This is a genomic window from Vibrio sp. Vb0937 (assembly GCF_033338855.1).
Window position 1 is genome coordinate 518,842 of sequence record NZ_JAWOTK010000002.1, and the last position, 17,312, is coordinate 536,153.

13 protein-coding genes and 1 pseudogene are annotated in these 17,312 nt (G+C 43.2%); 3 read left to right on the forward strand and 11 right to left on the reverse strand.

All coding sequences use genetic code 11. The features are described from left to right. Nucleotides 1-876 precede the first annotated feature (876 nt). The 6 genes and pseudogenes from R7P67_RS26795 to R7P67_RS05830 form a co-directional block, all read right to left on the reverse strand. A pseudogene (locus R7P67_RS26795) lies at nucleotides 877-1,453 on the reverse strand (DUF4150 domain-containing protein); the annotation flags it as partial. A gap of 147 nt (nucleotides 1,454-1,600) precedes the next feature. Beyond that, nucleotides 1,601-2,392 carry a type IVB secretion system protein IcmH/DotU gene (gene icmH, locus R7P67_RS05810; RefSeq protein ID WP_262652727.1) on the reverse strand — a complete coding sequence of 264 codons (792 nt, stop codon included), beginning with the start codon at nucleotides 2,390-2,392 and terminating at the stop codon, nucleotides 1,601-1,603. Beyond that, nucleotides 2,389-3,714, reverse strand: coding sequence for a type VI secretion system baseplate subunit TssK (gene tssK, locus R7P67_RS05815; protein WP_262634406.1), 1,326 nt, complete (start codon nucleotides 3,712-3,714; stop codon nucleotides 2,389-2,391). Before tssK ends, icmH begins: the two co-directional genes overlap by 4 nt. 11 nt (nucleotides 3,715-3,725) lie before the next feature. After that, nucleotides 3,726-4,226, reverse strand: a complete 501-nt coding sequence (gene tssJ / locus R7P67_RS05820) for a type VI secretion system lipoprotein TssJ (RefSeq protein WP_005386118.1) — start codon at nucleotides 4,224-4,226, stop codon at nucleotides 3,726-3,728. Beyond that, on the reverse strand, nucleotides 4,219-5,712 hold the full coding sequence (locus R7P67_RS05825; RefSeq protein WP_151515686.1) for a type VI secretion system-associated FHA domain protein: 1,494 nt from the start codon (nucleotides 5,710-5,712) through the stop codon (nucleotides 4,219-4,221). Before R7P67_RS05825 ends, tssJ begins: the two co-directional genes overlap by 8 nt. Nucleotides 5,713-5,721: 9 nt before the next feature. After that, nucleotides 5,722-6,321: a hypothetical protein gene (locus R7P67_RS05830; protein WP_132937161.1), complete on the reverse strand. Its 600-nt coding sequence runs from the start codon at nucleotides 6,319-6,321 to the stop codon at nucleotides 5,722-5,724. Between the two features lie 503 nt (nucleotides 6,322-6,824). Between R7P67_RS05830 and R7P67_RS05835 the strand changes: the two genes are divergently transcribed. Genes R7P67_RS05835 through R7P67_RS05845 form a run of 3 tightly spaced genes read left to right on the forward strand, consistent with a single transcriptional unit; the run spans nucleotide 6,825 to nucleotide 12,039 of the window. Beyond that, nucleotides 6,825-8,138 (forward strand): type VI secretion system ImpA family N-terminal domain-containing protein, encoded by a 1,314-nt coding sequence (locus R7P67_RS05835; RefSeq protein WP_005386112.1) that lies wholly within the window; start codon nucleotides 6,825-6,827, stop codon nucleotides 8,136-8,138. A gap of 27 nt (nucleotides 8,139-8,165) precedes the next feature. Next, nucleotides 8,166-11,555, forward strand: coding sequence for a type VI secretion system membrane subunit TssM (gene tssM / locus R7P67_RS05840; RefSeq protein ID WP_262652725.1), 3,390 nt, complete (start codon nucleotides 8,166-8,168; stop codon nucleotides 11,553-11,555). 31 nt (nucleotides 11,556-11,586) lie between these two features. Then, the gene (locus R7P67_RS05845; protein WP_005373369.1) at nucleotides 11,587-12,039 is read left to right on the forward strand and encodes an Lrp/AsnC family transcriptional regulator; all 453 of its coding nucleotides are present in this window, start codon (nucleotides 11,587-11,589) and stop codon (nucleotides 12,037-12,039) included. 54 nt (nucleotides 12,040-12,093) lie between these two features. On the opposite strand, the gene tssG is transcribed toward R7P67_RS05845, so the two are convergent. The 5 genes from tssG to tssB form a co-directional block, all read right to left on the reverse strand. Beyond that, the gene (tssG, locus tag R7P67_RS05850) at nucleotides 12,094-13,092 is read right to left on the reverse strand and encodes a type VI secretion system baseplate subunit TssG (protein ID WP_042523537.1); all 999 of its coding nucleotides are present in this window, start codon (nucleotides 13,090-13,092) and stop codon (nucleotides 12,094-12,096) included. After that, complete coding sequence (tssF, locus tag R7P67_RS05855) at nucleotides 13,089-14,837, reverse strand: type VI secretion system baseplate subunit TssF (protein WP_017633756.1); 1,749 nt, start codon at nucleotides 14,835-14,837, stop codon at nucleotides 13,089-13,091. Before tssF ends, tssG begins: the two co-directional genes overlap by 4 nt. Before the next feature lie 10 nt (nucleotides 14,838-14,847). Next, the gene (gene tssE, locus R7P67_RS05860) at nucleotides 14,848-15,258 is read right to left on the reverse strand and encodes a type VI secretion system baseplate subunit TssE (protein WP_005373376.1); all 411 of its coding nucleotides are present in this window, start codon (nucleotides 15,256-15,258) and stop codon (nucleotides 14,848-14,850) included. Nucleotides 15,259-15,319: 61 nt separating this feature from the next. Further along, nucleotides 15,320-16,795, reverse strand: coding sequence for a type VI secretion system contractile sheath large subunit (gene tssC / locus R7P67_RS05865; RefSeq protein WP_005373378.1), 1,476 nt, complete (start codon nucleotides 16,793-16,795; stop codon nucleotides 15,320-15,322). Between the two features lie 8 nt (nucleotides 16,796-16,803). Then, the gene (gene tssB / locus R7P67_RS05870; protein WP_262652723.1) at nucleotides 16,804-17,310 is read right to left on the reverse strand and encodes a type VI secretion system contractile sheath small subunit; all 507 of its coding nucleotides are present in this window, start codon (nucleotides 17,308-17,310) and stop codon (nucleotides 16,804-16,806) included. Nucleotides 17,311-17,312 lie beyond the last annotated feature (2 nt).

Consider the following 17,312-nt stretch of genomic DNA (forward strand, 5'->3'; position numbering starts at 1 on the left):
CAGAAAAGTTATCGTCAAAAGTGACAAATGATGGGCGGTTCAAGTTGTTTGACTTCGTGTACACCACCGCATTAACCCTACCTAAATTAGTAGCAAAGCTAGATTGACTCGCTATGTTAACGGTACTCCCAAGGGCCATTGCCGATATAGAAATTAGGGTGTCATTTTTGGTTTCGAAAATTTGGCTAATGACGTCAGGAAGTGCTTGTTTGAAGTGGTTAAGTGCTTTTTTATAACCGTTTATCCCCTCTTCAACAGAACTCAACGATCTTGCAGAAGCTTGGCTTTGTATGAAATCTAAACGACCGATGATTTCACTGTTTAGCTCATCGATGTATGAACAGATTTGATTGTTTATCAACGTCCATAAAACAAACTGCAAATACTTCACAGTATTCCCAGTCCCTAAAAAGCGAAGCTTCGCTAATAATTCATAGGGAGGCTCAAACACATCAGCCTGATATAAGACTCTCAATATATCGCCATTTTCGTGCACTTGCTCCAAGAGCAGTTCAACTAAAGGTTCATATTTCTCTAGCGCAGTAGTATCAGTTTGGATGTGATAAAGTGCCGAAACATAAGCATCAGAAAAATCTTTAGAGTGATTTTGACTAATCGCATAAGGAGACGATATACGGCTTTGCTCTAACACAATATCTTTAAAGTCATCATCACTGAAGGATGGGGACATCAATATCCCCCAGTCATTAGCAACCCCAACACGATCTTCCCAAAATGGCGAGCGGCGACCTGCGACAAACGTACAAAAATCATTCGGATCAGGGTAAGTTTCCGTAACAATATTTTCAGCTAAAGATTGGTTCGGGGTGTAAGAGTCTTGAGTTTCGCTGAGCACTAACCTGCATTCTTTTAGAGCGAGACCATTAACAGATGCTTTTCCGCTAGAATCCAGCACTCCACTCCCAATGACAGCACCTGAAGGCTCGACTAAAGAAAATTGTGCATTAGAGTAAGGGAGCCCATTTGGATATTTGCATTCTATATCCAGCGTATACGTCCCTTCCTGCTCTTCAGTCACAGAAACCGATGGGTTTTGTGCGCCACCCAAACACATAGTGTTGGCTTTGTTCATGGTCATTTGATCGGACAGACGACATACGCCCTTACCTTCAAATTTAACCGTTGGTGAGGCTGAAATGAATTTTGCTTCGGCTTCTATCGTGCCTGAGGCAACGCCTTTTCTATCACCGCCCGCATCGCCGGTACTTTTTGAGAACGTACTGCCCTTGATAGCGACACTGTTACCGCCATCCATAGAGACTGTCGTAGTCCCACCAGCAAGGTCTACTGATTTAGCATTGTTGCCATAAGGGATAGGGACGACTGGCTTGCCGACCTTAGTTAAACAAACATCTGGGAGCGTTGCATTCGCTTCACCACCTGAGCCTTTATGAACTATCGAAAGTCCATTCGCACCAACTGTTACGCCCATAACCAATCCATTTGAATTTTATTGATTGAATGATAAAAGAGATCGCAAACTGCAATCTCTCTAAATAACTAGTGAATTTCACTAAAAGACCAGTGATATTCACAATAAGCCCTAAAACTGGCAGAAGATCTCATTTTAGATCTCTGGTTATCTATACATTTCAAGCAGTTGCTGAAATTTTAAGTCTATGACGATGTAGGTTGCCGCATACATAAGCGCAAACGTCATCGCACTAAGACTTAAGATCAGCTTGGGTGAAATTACCCTTTTTAACGGCTTCTTTAGGTATTTAGCTTTAAGGTTGATTAAAGAAACTTTTTCTTGTTCTGCTAGGCGGTCATCTCGCACTAATCGATAAATGGTGCTGCCAATTTCCGCTAACTTTTCGTTACCACGCTCTTCACGGCCATACTTGCCTTGGAAACCAAGTTGAAGCAGTAAATAGAGAAACTCTATAACGTGACGGTATTTACGAGGGTCGGTTTTTAAGCGATCGAGAATAACGAAGAACTTATCACCACCAGACGTTTCGTTGTGGAATTCAGACAGTAAGCTGTTCTGGCTCCAGTGACTATTTGCCCCCCATTCTTGTCGACAAACAGACTCATCAATCGCCGCACACAAGCAGTAACGAATAACAAGAACCGAAGCACGATCGAGCTCCATTTCATTAAGTTTTCGTTCACCTTTTCGAATCTCACGTGCCACTTGTTCACGAAATGGCATCGGGTCATCAAGCCAAGGGATCGAAGACATACAAGACAGACTGGCGATCAACCATGAAAACTGGTCCACCAACGGGTTAATACCCATGTTGTCGATAGATAGATCTTGTACTGCGATGTTTCTCGACAAGTCAGGCGCTGGCATTACCTCCATTGGTTTGCCAGGCTCTGGTTGGAATAAGACTACGGTGACGTCGGTTTCTGCGTAACTCATAGACGAACGGCCCAAAGTTGCAATGATAAGTTAGCGAAATCGCCCGCAACGTGAATCGCAATCGCAGCAGTGTTCTGCAATGCCATCCACTCTTCGCCCGTTTTATCGAGCTCGAAATAGGTGTAGCCAGCGTGATACGGCAGCGCGCGTGGCACAACTGGCATTGGTTTGATCTCAATCCCAGGCAGTTGAAGGTTAATCAAGTCACGTATGTTATCGATAGAACCGATCTTCGTTTGGCTGACAAACTGGGTATGCAGGACATCCAAGGTCACGTCGGCTTTAACTGCGAGGATAAAGGTTGTCGTATCAATGATCTTATTGTCAGGGATTGCTGCCGTTCTGATGCCATAGTTCTGATCTTTTAAGGTCAGTGGAATTGCTCTTTGCTCAGACATCACGCTCAATGTCATTTTCGCACTGTCTAGGACGCGAGAAAGACAGCTAGTAAGATCACCATGATTGTACTTCGTAAACTCAATAGGTCGGCGTGTCGTTGAGCACAGCGTCGAAAGCTCACCCTCTGCCTGAAGAAGAATTCGATACAAAGATTCAGGATGCACAGCTTCTGTGCTGGCGAAATGCCAAAATAAGGGTTCGTATCGGTTGAGCGCTTGCAATAGCATAAAGTCAGAAACCGATGATACGCCTTGTTGATCCACCACCCCTAATCGCTGAACTATCGATTCCGCGCGATGCTTCAACATAGAAGCAAACTCGGTCGCAAATTTACTCAGTACTGTCGACGCATGAATATCGATACAGGTAGGAATGAAACTATCATCTAAGATCACGCTGCCATCAGGCTTCACTTCTGAGATCTTTAAGATCGGAATAGACGTGTAAGCACTCTTATCTTCATGATCGTACATTAAGCAAAAGTTAAGCTTACCGACGACGATATTTGCCATGTCTTCCGAATCATAACAAGCGTCAACCGCTTCTTGAGATTCCATCGTATAGCGCGCACCGTCTTTTTTGGTACCAAACAACTCAGAACGTTCCGATGGTAACGGACAGCACAAATAAACGACTTTATCGGCAATCGAAGGATCTACATCTTTCACTTCAGGCAGCTCAGCAAGCAACGGAAGCTCAAATGGTGTCCGGTCTTGTAAAATACCTTCAGCACGAGTAATACCGATTTTACCCAGTGCTAGTAACTGAGAGTTGATTTCTAAACGTTTAATTCCCCAATGCAAAGGCGATGCATTGGCACTCAGTAGGCTCGATAGTTTACTTTGCGAACGATCGAGTTGTTGAAAATGCTGCGGCTTCATGAACATTCCATCTTGCCAAACAACTGGATTGTATAAAGACATGTTTCTATCCCTTAAAAGTAAACCTGTTCAATGCCGCGAGTGTTATCAGAAATTAACTCACTGCCCTCTAACTTGAGCTTGATGTAGTACTCGCTCTTCTCTTCAATAACTTCCACTTTTCGCCATGACGAACCATCAATATCACGAAAAGCCACTGAAAAACCGACGGCACGAGTGTCAGGGTCTAGCGTTAGCATTTCATGAACTTTTCCACCTGGCTGTATTTGATATTCGTAACGTTTGATGTACTCATCACCCAACGACGCTTTATCGCTCTCAAACAAGGCAAAGAAATCTAAGCTTCGGAACAATACTGGCGAACTTAATTCGTGAAGACGGAGAATAACTGGAGATGACTGGCCCCCATTTCTCACATTGAGTACAGGTGATGCCTCAATAACCAATTCAATCGACGAAGTTTCTGGTGTGATACCAGTGGACTCTTTAAATTGATCCCACATGGAACAACCGGACAACATGGCAAATCCGAGTAATACGGCGATACTACGCATGGTTTCCCTTAATCACTTTGTTATAGTTTTTCTTAATCAGCCCTTTTAAGGATGTTTCATTAAGCAGGCGACGATTATTAGTGTAGAAATCTAGGTATTCGGCCCACAGCTTTGACTTAGTTGAGAACAAAGACTGGCTAGCGACCCTGTTAGCAAATGCTACGGGATCGTTCGTTTCTGACTGTTCTAAAACGAGCTCATTCAGTGCTTTGTTAAACATAACTTGGTGATCGTTCAGCTCATCGAGCATTTGTTCAACCAGTTCATTTGGAGCCAGTAATTGCTGACTATTCAAAGTGAGCATTAGCTCTGCAATGTTCGAGTTAGCCTCACTCGCACTCTGCTCATCTTTTAACGATTCCACTTCGTGCAACTCTTTCTGTAGGTTATCAATACATAAACGCAAGCAAGTGCCCATTTGCTTGAATAACTGCGCCTCGTTTGTCATCAACTCTGGATTTCGAATACCCAAACCATCAAAAAACGCTTGCGCTATATCTTGAGAGCAAACGGCCGCATCAGTATCGACTTGTGCTTTCGTCGTAGTGTTTATCGCATGCTCTGCCGTAGGTATTTGAAGTTGCTGATTAGTGTTAGGAGAAGGCGTAAAAGATTGGGTCATCTCTTCCCATTTTGACCCTGTATTAGCCTGTTCTACGACCATCTCAGTAACATTATGCGTACGATGTTGTCTTTGAATCGTGCTATCTGGGGCTACCGTGCCAGGTTGCATCACCTCAGCTGAGGCAATATCGGCTCTATGTGCCTTACCGCTTTCTGGCGCTAATGCATCATTGACTGATGCGTTACTCTTGGTTTCCGCAGCCATCCAGTCTTCAGGGATGAGGCTTGGCTGATCGAATTCGGAATATATGCTGAAACTGTCATCGACCACCTGACGCGTGCTTTCCACGGTTCTAGGTTGTTCAGATTCTGTACGCTCATTATCACGAATTAAGTAATCGTCATCTCGCTGCATCGAAAAGTTAAGGTGAGCAACAGGATCATGACAATCAATGTCATCCTGTTTAGTCTCCATAAACAAATCTTCTAAGGCACCGACTTTTTCTTCCTCTTCGACAACCGCATCTCCTAGACTAACCAGAGGATCGCTAGATACTCGCTCAGGAGCAATATCAGCGGCGATGTCTAGTGTTGAGGTAACGTGCTCAAGAGAAACACCAATCTCATATTGCCCTAAAGAAATGATGTCGCCATCAACTATCGCAACGGGTTGATTTTTTAGTATTTTATTCCCATTTACCATTGTGCCGTTAGTTGATACGTCACTTATATAGTAGGTATCTCCATACACGCTGAGCAAACAATGAGTGCCCGATATAAAGCGGTTGTGATCGGCTAAAGACACGCTACAGCTTGGGGAACGACCTATCGAACCACCACTTTCAGGCATTTCAATATGCTTTGCACCGGTGTATTCCTCTGGACACTTTGAGATAAATAAAACTAGCTGATTTGAGTACATTTACGAACCTCAAAAGAGCAAAGAAACTGATAGTTCAAGCCCACCAATTCCATCATTTACAACCGGAAGGATATAAGAGGCCTGCGGGATAATTTGTATATGGGCGTCAGGATTACTGCCTAACTTTATAGCAGTACCAAGGGTCACAACCGCACCTAACTCAAACTGGTCGATGTCTTCAACACTCTCATAACGATAGCCCTCTTGGTCTACTTGCCAGCGATTAGAATATTGCGAGTAACCGACAGACAAGCCCGCACCAACATATGGCGTGAAAACACTCCAAGAAGTCAACGCATATTGAGGAACAACACGAAGTTCATAGTTCGTCGCTTCTTGATATAAGCCGTTTGCTGGCGCTTCAATATCTTCTGCTAGATAGTTTAGCCCTAACCACCAACGCCAACGGTTATTGTTTTCATCAATAGGACGAGTATGAACCAAGCCGAACCTAAGCGTATCCTGCTCACCACTTTTACCTTCATCGTATTTAATGCTATCGATAGTCAACATACTGGTAGAGAGTCCATATCGCTCCCCTTTTGCCATTACAACAGAAGAAAATAGACACATGGCTGAAATCAGCCCAATTTGACTTGGTTTTAGCATTTCGTCCCTCTAGGAAAACCGATATTCTACTTAGAGGCGAAAGATATCAATTATATTCTCTTTTTCAATAAGCCTAAAAAAACACCTATAATTTAATACATTTCAACTATCAGGTTGGTTGTTTTACCTACAAACAAAAACTAAAGAACCGACTACAGATTAAGTGACGAGACAGTAAATCTTTCTATTTAAATAGAAGTAACAGAATTTGATTGCTAATTGGACAAAACGTAATCTCCGATAACAATTTAGTTACTTTTTAATCAACGTTCTCATCTTCATATATAAGTTTCTTCTTATAAATAGACTTAACTATTGATATTAATATTATGAACAAAGATCACACTAAAAGTAATTTAATTTCTTTTAATGAATTTTTATTATCTAATCCGCTTATTTTGTCTATAGAATTGCGACAGATGTGCACTGCTTATAATTTAATATAACAGTAGTGAAATCCTATATAACTTAATACTTCTATATGATCAGTTGGAACTTTCCTTATGTTTTTTACCGACTTCGCTCGAAGACCAATCGATGAAAATAACCCAAGCGGCTCTAATCCTAATGGTTCTGAGGATTTTGACGAAATTAAACGTCAAATAAACAACCTGAATAAAGTCACAGGGAGAGTCTCGTGGAAAACGGTTCAAACACTCTCAAAAAAGATCTTGAGTACCCAAGCGAAAGACCTACGTTGTTGCTGTTACTTTACCGTTGCGTCAACCTATAACGACGGCTTAAGAGGCCTTGTTGAAGGGTTAAACTCAATACTTGATGTGTGTGTCGTATATTGGTTCAACGCGTATCCAGAGCATTCAAAGTCAAAGGCACGAATGAGCGCTATTGAATGGATGGTAGAGCATACTGAAAAACGAATTAATAAGCATCGAGCGTTACCAGAAGAGCTTCCATTGATAGAGGCAGCACATCAATTATGCTTGAGGATTGAGGAAGAGCTTCGTCTTCATTACGGTATTGAAGCACCGTCATTAGGTCGCATTCGCCGTATTTTGAATCAATGGATTGAGCAGATAAAAGAACAACAGATTGCGGCTGAGTTACGCGAGAAAAAACAAGCCAACACTAGCGCTCCTGCAGCAACGCAGAAGGCACCTGAAATTAAAGTGAATGTGTCTCCCTCTCCAGCACCGGTGTCATCACCCAACCTAAATAGCCAAGAGAAAGCATCACCGGCAAAGTCTGGTCGATTTATGATCTACTTCGTTATTGGTTTGATTGTTACTGCGATATGTTCACATTTCATGTACGAGCAACAACGTTATCGAACATTGGAACAAAAAATTAATCAAGCTTCACTTAATGAACTTGTAAATTTGGTCGCCTCGTTAGATTACGAAAATAAAAAATATGCTCAGTCATTGAAAACGCAGGCCATTAATCGTGTCGATATTATGATGAATAACTGGTTTTTAGACTCGGCAAAAGTAAGTAACGTCAGCGAGCTCGATAGCTTGACCAATGAATTAATCGCGATCTATCCGGATTCGTCTTCTGCACAGCAACTACGTCAGAACTTTTTGACACAGAGCGCCCATTTAGAAGACCAGTTTATGGATGTTTATAAGCGATTCTCAGACGCAAGAACGGTGTTTGCCAACGTAGCTAGACAGAATGTAGATAAGAACTCTGAAAAGGCGTACGAATACAGTAACTCGTTATTCCCGCTTTTAGGTCGTATTGAATACGCTGAAAAGTATTCACAGCAAAAGGAAATTGACCGCGCAACCCTTTTACTGAACATCTACCTATATAAATTGAGTCAGCTACAAGCTGAAAAAACTGACAATAAATAACAATACAATTAAAGAAGTTTTAGGCTTATGTTCAAACAAAAACTGTTTAGAAATCCAGTGGTGATTTCTACTATATTGATGTTTTTAGTGGCTCTAATTATCACCACTATTTATCTGCTTTTTCTTGACGAAATCGATCAACTTTATCTTTGGCTGACCCTTGGTGCTATCGCCATTGTTTACGTCATTTTTCAATTCACATTATGGTTGAAGAAAAAGAACAACGCTAAAGCTCAACATTTGGAAACCGAGGAAGAAGCACTTTCTATGGTTATCCAGCCTCTTCTTGCTAACTCAGGCAAGAAACCAATTTATCTGATGCTTGGTAATAAAGGGTCAGGGCGACGTCAATTTTTATTTAATTCTAGTGCAATTAAACCGATGGATCGCACTAGAACCGCTAAGAATGACTTTTTTGAATGGTACGAATCTGACAGCGCTGTATACATCAAACCTGACCAACGCTTAGTGTTCCAGGAAGTATCAAGCAGTGATGCTTCTTTATGGAATACGTTCATTGAAGAAGTTATTCATCATCGACCTCGAAAGCCATTTTCAGGCTGTCTATTCTTCACCGATTTCGAGTTCATGATCGTCTCTGAGCCAGAGCAAAAAGAGTACACTATTTCGTCTTTATTGGCGCGCTTGAGTACCATCAACTCTAAAACGTCTTCAGCATTGCCAATCTATTTGATTATGTCAAAGCTAGACAAGTTAGATGGCTTTAAAGAATACATGCACTTTAGCTCTCTCAAGACACGTGTTGAGTTCCTCTCTATCCCACTAAAAGAAGCCAAAGGTGTATTTGCAGAGTACTACCGCGATAGCTATCGAAATCTAGTGAGAGTGCTTGAAAGTAATGCGCTAGATGCATCCGCTAATTCAACGGACATTGATGAGAAACAAGCAATACTCGCTTTCCCTAAGCAGTTTGAGCTATGTCAGTCTGAAGTCAGCTATGTGCTTGAGCGTCTATGTGATGTTAACAACGGTGTCTATTCACTAGACATCCGTGAGATTTTCTTTAGTTCGAGTCTGCAAGGCGGTCGCAAGTACAATTTACTTGCAAAAAGTTGTAGTAATTACTTCAACTTACCTATTATCGCGTCAGAGCATACTCAGTTAACAGAAACGCCTTATTTCTCTCGCTTTCTGATTGATTCACAAATATTGCCGGAAAGCGACTTTGCGGGCGAAAACAAGACGTATCTTCGTCTAATTCAGAGACAAAGCCGTTTGGCAATACTCGGCTCTATTATCCTGCTTACTGGGGGCAGTTACTTCTTTTTCACGACATTAGACAGTAACTTACATGTGATGAATCAACTCTTGAGTATCGATGACAAATCACAAGTGGAGCAAGATGCAAGATTCGATGAGCTTTTAGCGAAGGCGACGAAAGCAATAGAGCCTTCTTATGGGGCGTGGCTTAAAGGTTCTAAGGCTTTGGATGAAGAGATATTACCACTCAACATTAGCCGTTTGGATCAAAGCACTCGCATCGCTTACGAAGCATTACTTAAGGACGTTGCTCAACAGTTAATACCTCTTATTGAGAAAGGTTACCGTCTACAACTGACACAAAATCAAAACACTTTTACACGCGCTTTACCTCTATTGAAGGGGTATCTAATGCTAAACGATCCAACAAAGCGTGATATCCGTTTTTTGCGTCATCAAACTCTCCAAATGATGAACGATTTAAGCAACCAAAGTGACGTCGTCAATCAGGCGATGCGCTATTTGGACGCTTACTTTCGCACGCAGTTTGATCCAATTGATATCAATATGGATCTTGTTCGCGCAACACGTCGCTCATTGCTAGCAAATTCGAATGTTGATCTCGTTTATGCAGGCATTTTAAACGAAGCAAATTCGATTGATTTAGGAACCCTAGATCTGCAACGAGCTGTGGGTTTTGAGTTTAGCAATGTATTCAACACACCAATCGATAGTGAACGCTTGATCGTAGATAAGATCTATACCTCCACTGGTTTTAGTACTTTTTATCGACCACGCGTGGACCTAATGTCACAACAAGTCATCAGTGACAACTGGGTTTTAGGTCTGTCACAACACGTTATTCCTACTAGTGAAGAACAAGAAGCCTTCAAAGAGGAAGTACGTAAAAAATATACTGACGACTACATCAGTAATTGGCGCAATGCGCTGAGTGAACTAAAAGTCCAGAACTATGACAATGTCGGCGACCTAACGAACGCGATAGACTTAATCTCGGGCCCTTCTTCACCAATGACAACCGTACTGAAGCAGGTCTATGCCAACACACAATTTTCACCCGTTGGTGAAAAAAATGCTCTGATTTCAAAGCTAGACCCGAAACTCGTGGCAGCGGCAGACTCCGCATCAGACGCAGTAGAGGAAGTAGTTAAGCCTGATTACTTGTTGATGAAACGTGTTGAACAAGCTTTTCACTTATTAAACCAACTTCAGGTCAGTGAAACACCAAACTCCCCTACTCCTTGGGATGAGACCGTAGCAGCGTTAAGCCGTGTTCGCACGTATATGAAAGACATTGCTGATGCACCTGACCCGCAAATGGCGGCGCTAGCGGCAGCTCAGCATCGAATGAACAGCAGTGAAGCTGACCCATTAATAAAACTTAAACAGATTGCCCAAAAATCACCGGAACCCGTTCGTAGCTGGTTGTTAGATGTGGTTCAACAAAGCTGGTCAGTCATGATTAAAGAGTCCGCTAAAGGCATTCAAACCCAATGGTACAGCGAGATTTACACCAAGTTTAAAGAGATAGGGCTAGGACGATACCCATTTGATCTAACAGCGACCGAGGAAATCTCAATTGAAGATTTTGAATTACTGTTTGCTTCAGGTGGCTTGTTAGACACATTTATTCAGAAAAATTTTGCACCGTTCTACGATACCAATTTGTGGACGCCAAAACAGGTGGATGGCGAGACGATGCCAATCTCTCCGGCTCTGTTAGTGCAACTGCGTAACTATAACGTTATTCGAGACACATTAATTAATAAAAGCACTAACCGCGTTCATATTCCGTTTAGTGCAAGAGTACTCGATCTTGATTCTAGTGCGATTAGAGCGAGCTTAAAAATTGCAGATACCAATATAAGTTACTACCACGGTCCAAGCCGCATTCGTGAAATGGCATGGCCACCGCAAAATGGTGACTTCAATATTAGTATCACACTCCAGGATGTAACCGATGAAGGCAGACAGCACGTTTTAAATAAGAGTGGTCAATGGGCGATATACAGATTGCTAGGTGACTCGACCTTGACAAACACTCATAACGGCAGCTTTGTCAGTGACATAAAAGTGTCAGGGAGGGACTTGAGCTTACGCATCACTCCGTTGACACAGAAAAACCCATTCACTCTTGCTGAGCTGTATAACTTTACGCTCCCTGAGTCGATTTAATAACAATATAAAAACAAAATAGGCAGAACACATGATTTCAAACATGACTTTACAAGGTTTAGATAAATTAGATCGAAAAATACTTTCAAGTCTATTGTCGAATGGGCGAGAGTCGATTGCGAATCTATCCCGAAACATTGGTTTGTCTCGAACAGCAGTAGCAGAAAGAATTAATCGTTTAGAAAAGACCGGTATTATCAAAGGCTATACCGCACAGATTCGTGTAGAAAATGAAGGGCGAAAAGCCGCTAGTTATCTACTGATCTCTTGTGAAAAGGGTAAGAAGAATGATGTAACGAATGCACTTAAAGAAATCCCTGAGGTTCGCTTAACGAGCGTTGTTGGTGGCAACTTTGATATTATTGCCCTAATTGAAGCGCCCGACCTGCAGTCTATTCATCATCTTTGTAATGAAATTGAATCATTTAACGGCATTCAAAGGCTTGATACTACCGTTGTACTGCATCAGCCGATCAGTCGTTAAGCTTTTCTGACCTCTTTGAGGAAAACATAAAGGGCCGCTCGTTGAGCGGCTTTCTTATATGCTTCCGATAAGTCGAATTTTGGCGTCTTTATCACCTGGGTTTCCTAGCCAGAACGTTTGACCTAGTTGGTTCCCTTCTCCATTACCCAGTTTGTTTTCTGGAATACTGTCTAGGTTAACTGTCAACTTTAGGTCCCACGACATTGGGTCACGCAGAATAAAGCGCATCAAGCCCACCAGCGTCTTATGTAACTCACCATCGTAGGAAAACTGCTTAAACGTTTCAAAATCAATGTTGTCGATACACAAGTTAAACTTGCCGTTCAAATCCGCAATGCTTTGTCCCAAGTGTAAGCTTTGCCCCAATACACAATTGGAGCGGTTGAGTTTGTTACGCTGGCTTTCAGCGATTTCTACGCGTCTATAAACCCATTCTTCGATTCGCACATTCGGCAGTGAAAAGTAGTGCGAAACAATACCGGAAATAAGCTTGGGTGAGCGTGTACGCGTAGATAACTGGTTCACGTAAGACAGAACTTTCGCTCGATCTAACTCCGCTACTTCACAATCTTGCATAACGCTTGACAGACCAGCCAAATGCAGTATGCGCCCAGAAAACGCATCGCTTGCCCCGCTTTTGTACTGCACGTGATATCGGTATTTCTTCCAAACACGATACAGTAAGCTTGTATAGCGGTTGTGGAAAAAGTCGAAGAAATCCTTCACTGGGTTATCATCGGGATCACGACCGACGAGTTTCTCAGTGTAAGACGCTGGCAGGGGCGAGCTTGAACCATGCAAGCCAAGAAAGTTCGTCTCAATACGTGAATATTGCTTTCCGTTTCTTTCCATATGAGTAATAAAATCCATATCACTCTTTGGAAAGCACAGGTTTGGCGACACGCTGAACTCAATTCGCTCTTGATGGAAGTATTTGTTCTCGCCCACGGCAACAAAATTTGAGTTTGGCTCCAGCTGGTAGTGTTTCTCTAACAGCAACACCGCTTGGTAGAAACTAAACTCATTCGACTTATCAGAAAGTGTGTTAATCATAGTATCGTCTGCTGCCCGATTAGGCTTGCCCAGTTGTAAACCTCGCCCGTCGCTTCATCGAACACCTCTAGTTCGGTAAAGGAGTTCACACTCGAATACAAACGGATAAATTCATTCAATACCGTGGCCATAAGGAACATATCGCCTTCATTTACGAAGAACTTAGAGTCCGTCACGAGCTTGAATTGGTTACCACGCACAGATACACCACGAAATACGCGATCGATTGGTTTCATCTCTGAAGAAATAATGCCATCAAGTCGATGAATCGACGCGCGGTGGGCTTGTCTATCGACTCGAGAGTGGAAGTCGTAAGTCGAGAGCAACACTTTCAACACATCGATATTGGCCAAAGACAAGTAGTTGAGCGACATGTTGGCAATCAACTGCCATTGAAGCTCGCCGTTCACCTGAGGACTTACCGATTGTGTTGGCTTAGTGATGTTTTTAAACGTCGCATACGTTGGCGATTTGTGCGTCGCGTAAGTGATGTCACCCACTGAAAGACGTTCTGCCAAATCCGCGTTGCTGCATTGCAGTTTCATCAATACGGTTTCAGTCCCTAAATCCGCAATGTCGCCATTGTGAGTATGGAATGAGATATAGCGCTCTAACCCTCTTCCGCTTACTCGCTCGCCCACTTTGGATTTGTAGAACTCTCGCTTATCACGCTGGTTGATTTGGTGCTCAAACGATTCAAATTCGATTAATGGTTTACGACGGCGTTCGTCCTTACTCCAACTCTCCACTTGCTCAATGGAATAAACCTCGTAATGCTCTTGAGTGTTACTTTGTGGACGCACCTTGTACTCGTTTCGTCGATGCTCTAAACGGATTGGATCGCCGTCTTTTTCAAACAAGTTAACCGCAGGTGTGCAGTGCAACCTTAAGTGTTTATCTTTAAGTACCACTTCTGAAGGCAAAGCACGCTTAAAGTGGAATTTGATTTTGACCGTGCTGCGTTGCGGAATGCCTTTTAGCCACTCTAAGCCTTTAATGTCGAAGAACATGAACTTATCTGGCAAAGAGAAGAATTCTTGCAGCAAACGGTAGCCTGCAAAGGAGTTTTTGCTGTAAGGCAGCAGCGCCTCGTCCTCTTCATGCCCGACTGGCTTAACGTACTCTGGCCCTAAACGATGTTTGTAGCCACCACCAACATCCAACTCGACGTAATCTAGATAACGGAACAGCCATAAGAAGACAGTGCGAGTAATATGAATCTCACCATGCAGGTGCAAACGCAACGTATCTAAACCGATACGAGACAGCTCAAGGCCATGCTCCGTCGATAACGTCACATCAATCATCGAGCTGGTGCGGCTGTTAGTTTGTTCAATGTTAGTAATCGTAATTGGGTATAGATTGACGTCATAACAAGTACGGAACAAACACTGCGTGCCTTCTACCTGCTCGCTGGCCATTTCCGCACCACGTTTCACCACGGTTTTCTCAGTAACACTTCCGGTATGCGGTTTTAGTTCGCTAATACACAAAGACGGAATCGAACGCATGTAATGTGGCCACAGCAAAGTCATCAGAGATTGCGTTAGCTCAGGAAGTTCATCGTCAATCTTTTCGCGGATGCGTCCGGTCAAAAAAGCAAAACCCTCCAGCAATCGTTCGACATCTGGATCAAAAGTTCCTTCAGAGAGAAAGTGAGTTAACTTCGGATGATATTTGGCAAACTCACTACCCGACTCGCGTAAATACGTGAGTTCATCTTGAAAGTATTTACTGTTACTCAAGTGGCACCTACTAAACGTTAAATTGGCCGTCGGTTCCCATGTAGACATCGATCGACATTGGGACTTTACCGCCGTTATGGGAAACTTCGCCGCGAATACCAAAGCCGAGTTGTAATGGATTATGGTGGTCTTCACGGTAATGAACCTCGACATTCAGCAGTCGGGGCTCAAAGCGTTCTATGGTTGACGTGATGTTTTTTTGAATATGGCGAACGAGGTTTGTGTTGTTAGAAAGTACGTCGTTAAAATCTGGCAGACCATACTCATTGTCGATCATTGCGTTGCCGGAATGCGTATTCAACAAGTCAGCGAGATGCGAGTGAATGGATTCAATCAAATGCTTATGAGACACCACTTTCTCGTAGCAGTTTTTTGGTTCTCCTAGCTCGATCCGCTCTAAAAGACGGTAACCTTTTTCCATATGCGATCCTACGAAAAAAGCAGCCAGTCTTCACTGGCTGCTTGATGGTTTCAGTAATGGGTTATTGGTCTAGCTTACCAACTAGAGACAAGTCGAAGCTTGCGCCCATGTACTTGAAGTGAGGACGTACAGACATCGATACTTTGTACCAGCCTGGATCGCCTTCTACGTCTGATACTTCAACCTTCGCAGCGCGAAGTGGGCGGCGACCACGAACTTCCGCTGGCGGGTTCTCTTGGTCAGAAACGTATTGACGAATCCACTTGTTCAATTCGATTTCTAGGTCAGAACGCTCTTTCCAAGAACCAATTTGCTCACGCTGTAGCACTTTTATGTAGTGCGCTAAACGGTTGATAATGAACATGTAAGGAAGCTGAGTACCTAGCTTGTAGTTCATCTCGGCTTGTTTGCCTTCAGGCGTGTTCGCAAACACTTTTGGTTTTTGAACAGAGTTTGCAGAGAAGAACGCCGCATTGTCAGAACCTTTACGCATGGTTAGCGCAATGAAACCTTCTTCTGCTAGCTCATACTCACGACGGTCAGAAACCAGGATCTCGGTTGGGATCTTAGTCTCGATTTGACCCATAGCTTCAAAGTTGTAAACCGGTAGATCTTGTACAGTACCACCGCTTTGAGGACCAATAATATTCGGACACCAACGGTACTTAGCAAATGATTCACTGATCTTAGACGCCATCGCGTACGCTGAGTTACCCCATAGGTAGTTATCATGGCTGTCTGTCACTTGCTCATCGTAGTCAAACGCCTTAATTGGGTTATCTTCAACAGAGTAAGGCGTACGTAGCATAAAGCGAGATGTACATAGACCTAGGTAACGTGCATCTTCGTGCTCACGCAGACCACGCCATTTCGCGTACTGTGGACCTTCAAATACAGACTTCAGATCTTTTAGGTTTGGCAGCTCTTCGTAGCTGTCTAGGCCAAAGAATTTAGCCGATGCCGACGTTATGAATGGTGCGTGAGACATTGCACCTACGTTCGCCATATATTCCATCAGTTTGATGTCAGGCGACGAAGCTGACATAGCGTAATCACAAATGACGGCGCCAACAGGCTTACCACCGAACTGGCCGTATTCACGTGTGTAGATCTGCTTGTACAGGCCAGACTTCACCACCTCTGGAGCGTCTTCGAAGTCATCAAGAACTTCGTCTTTCTTCGCAGAGATCAGTTCGATTTGAATGTTCTCGCGGAAGTCAGTGTGATCAACCAGGTACTTAAGGCCACGCCACGTTGATTCAATCGCTTGAACTTCTTCGTTGTGAAGAATTGCATCAACTTGCTTAGACAATTTTTGGTCGATTTCAGAGATCATCAGATCAACCAGAGATTGGTCGACTTTCTCTGTGTTCGAACTGCTTAGTAACTCACTGATGAATGCTTCTACGCCGCGTTTTGCAACGTCAAAACCTTCATCACTTGGCTTTAAACGTGTTTCGTTAAGAATGCTATCCAGAAGTGAGCCTGATTCAACTAAGGCTGCTTCTTGTTCTGGCGCTTGTGCTTCTGCAGACATGATATCCCTTACTCTTCTTTCGCGTCTTGGTCGTTGCCAATGCTTAGTTCATCCAACAGTTTCTTTCTCGCTTCTTCATCTTGAAGAACCGATGCGATCTTCTTACGGAACGCAGGAACGTTTCCTAGAGGACCTTTCAGTGCAACCAAGGCTTCGCGAAGTTCAAGCAAGCTGTTTAGCTCAGGTACGCTTTTCGCGATTGCTTCAGGAGAGAAGTCCTTCATGTTTTGAAACGTCAGATCAACGCCGATTTGACCACCTTCTTCTTCAGAAAGACGGTTTTCAACGTTGACTTTAACGTTTGGAGACATGCCCTCTAGCACTTCGTTAAAGTTGTCTTTGTCGATGTTAATTGGAGTACGTTCTTCAATTGGTGTCTCATCTGCACGCGCAGTAAAGTCGCCAACTACCATCATGCTTAGCGGCAGCTCTACGTCTTCTTGCGTATCGCCAGTTGCTGGAACATAACGGATATTAATTCGCTCTTTAGGAGCCACCGAGCCGTCACGTGACATAA

Bases quoted from the DNA above. Each gene is read 5' to 3' on its own strand.
- R7P67_RS05825 (WP_151515686.1), bottom strand. From the start codon at position 5,712: ATGTACTCAAATCAGCTAGTTTTATTTATCTCAAAGTGTCCAGAGGAA.
- tssJ (WP_005386118.1), bottom strand. From the start codon at position 4,226: ATGCGTAGTATCGCCGTATTACTCGGATTTGCCATGTTGTCCGGTTGT.
- R7P67_RS05835 (WP_005386112.1), top strand. From the start codon at position 6,825: ATGTTTTTTACCGACTTCGCTCGAAGACCAATCGATGAAAATAACCCA.
- R7P67_RS05845 (WP_005373369.1), top strand. From the start codon at position 11,587: ATGATTTCAAACATGACTTTACAAGGTTTAGATAAATTAGATCGAAAA.
- tssB (WP_262652723.1), bottom strand. From the start codon at position 17,310: ATGTCACGTGACGGCTCGGTGGCTCCTAAAGAGCGAATTAATATCCGT.
- icmH (WP_262652727.1), bottom strand. From the start codon at position 2,392: ATGAGTTACGCAGAAACCGACGTCACCGTAGTCTTATTCCAACCAGAG.
- tssM (WP_262652725.1), top strand. From the start codon at position 8,166: ATGTTCAAACAAAAACTGTTTAGAAATCCAGTGGTGATTTCTACTATA.
- tssC (WP_005373378.1), bottom strand. From the start codon at position 16,795: ATGTCTGCAGAAGCACAAGCGCCAGAACAAGAAGCAGCCTTAGTTGAA.
- tssE (WP_005373376.1), bottom strand. From the start codon at position 15,258: ATGGAAAAAGGTTACCGTCTTTTAGAGCGGATCGAGCTAGGAGAACCA.
- R7P67_RS05830 (WP_132937161.1), bottom strand. From the start codon at position 6,321: ATGCTAAAACCAAGTCAAATTGGGCTGATTTCAGCCATGTGTCTATTT.
- tssG (WP_042523537.1), bottom strand. From the start codon at position 13,092: ATGATTAACACACTTTCTGATAAGTCGAATGAGTTTAGTTTCTACCAA.
- tssK (WP_262634406.1), bottom strand. From the start codon at position 3,714: ATGTCTTTATACAATCCAGTTGTTTGGCAAGATGGAATGTTCATGAAG.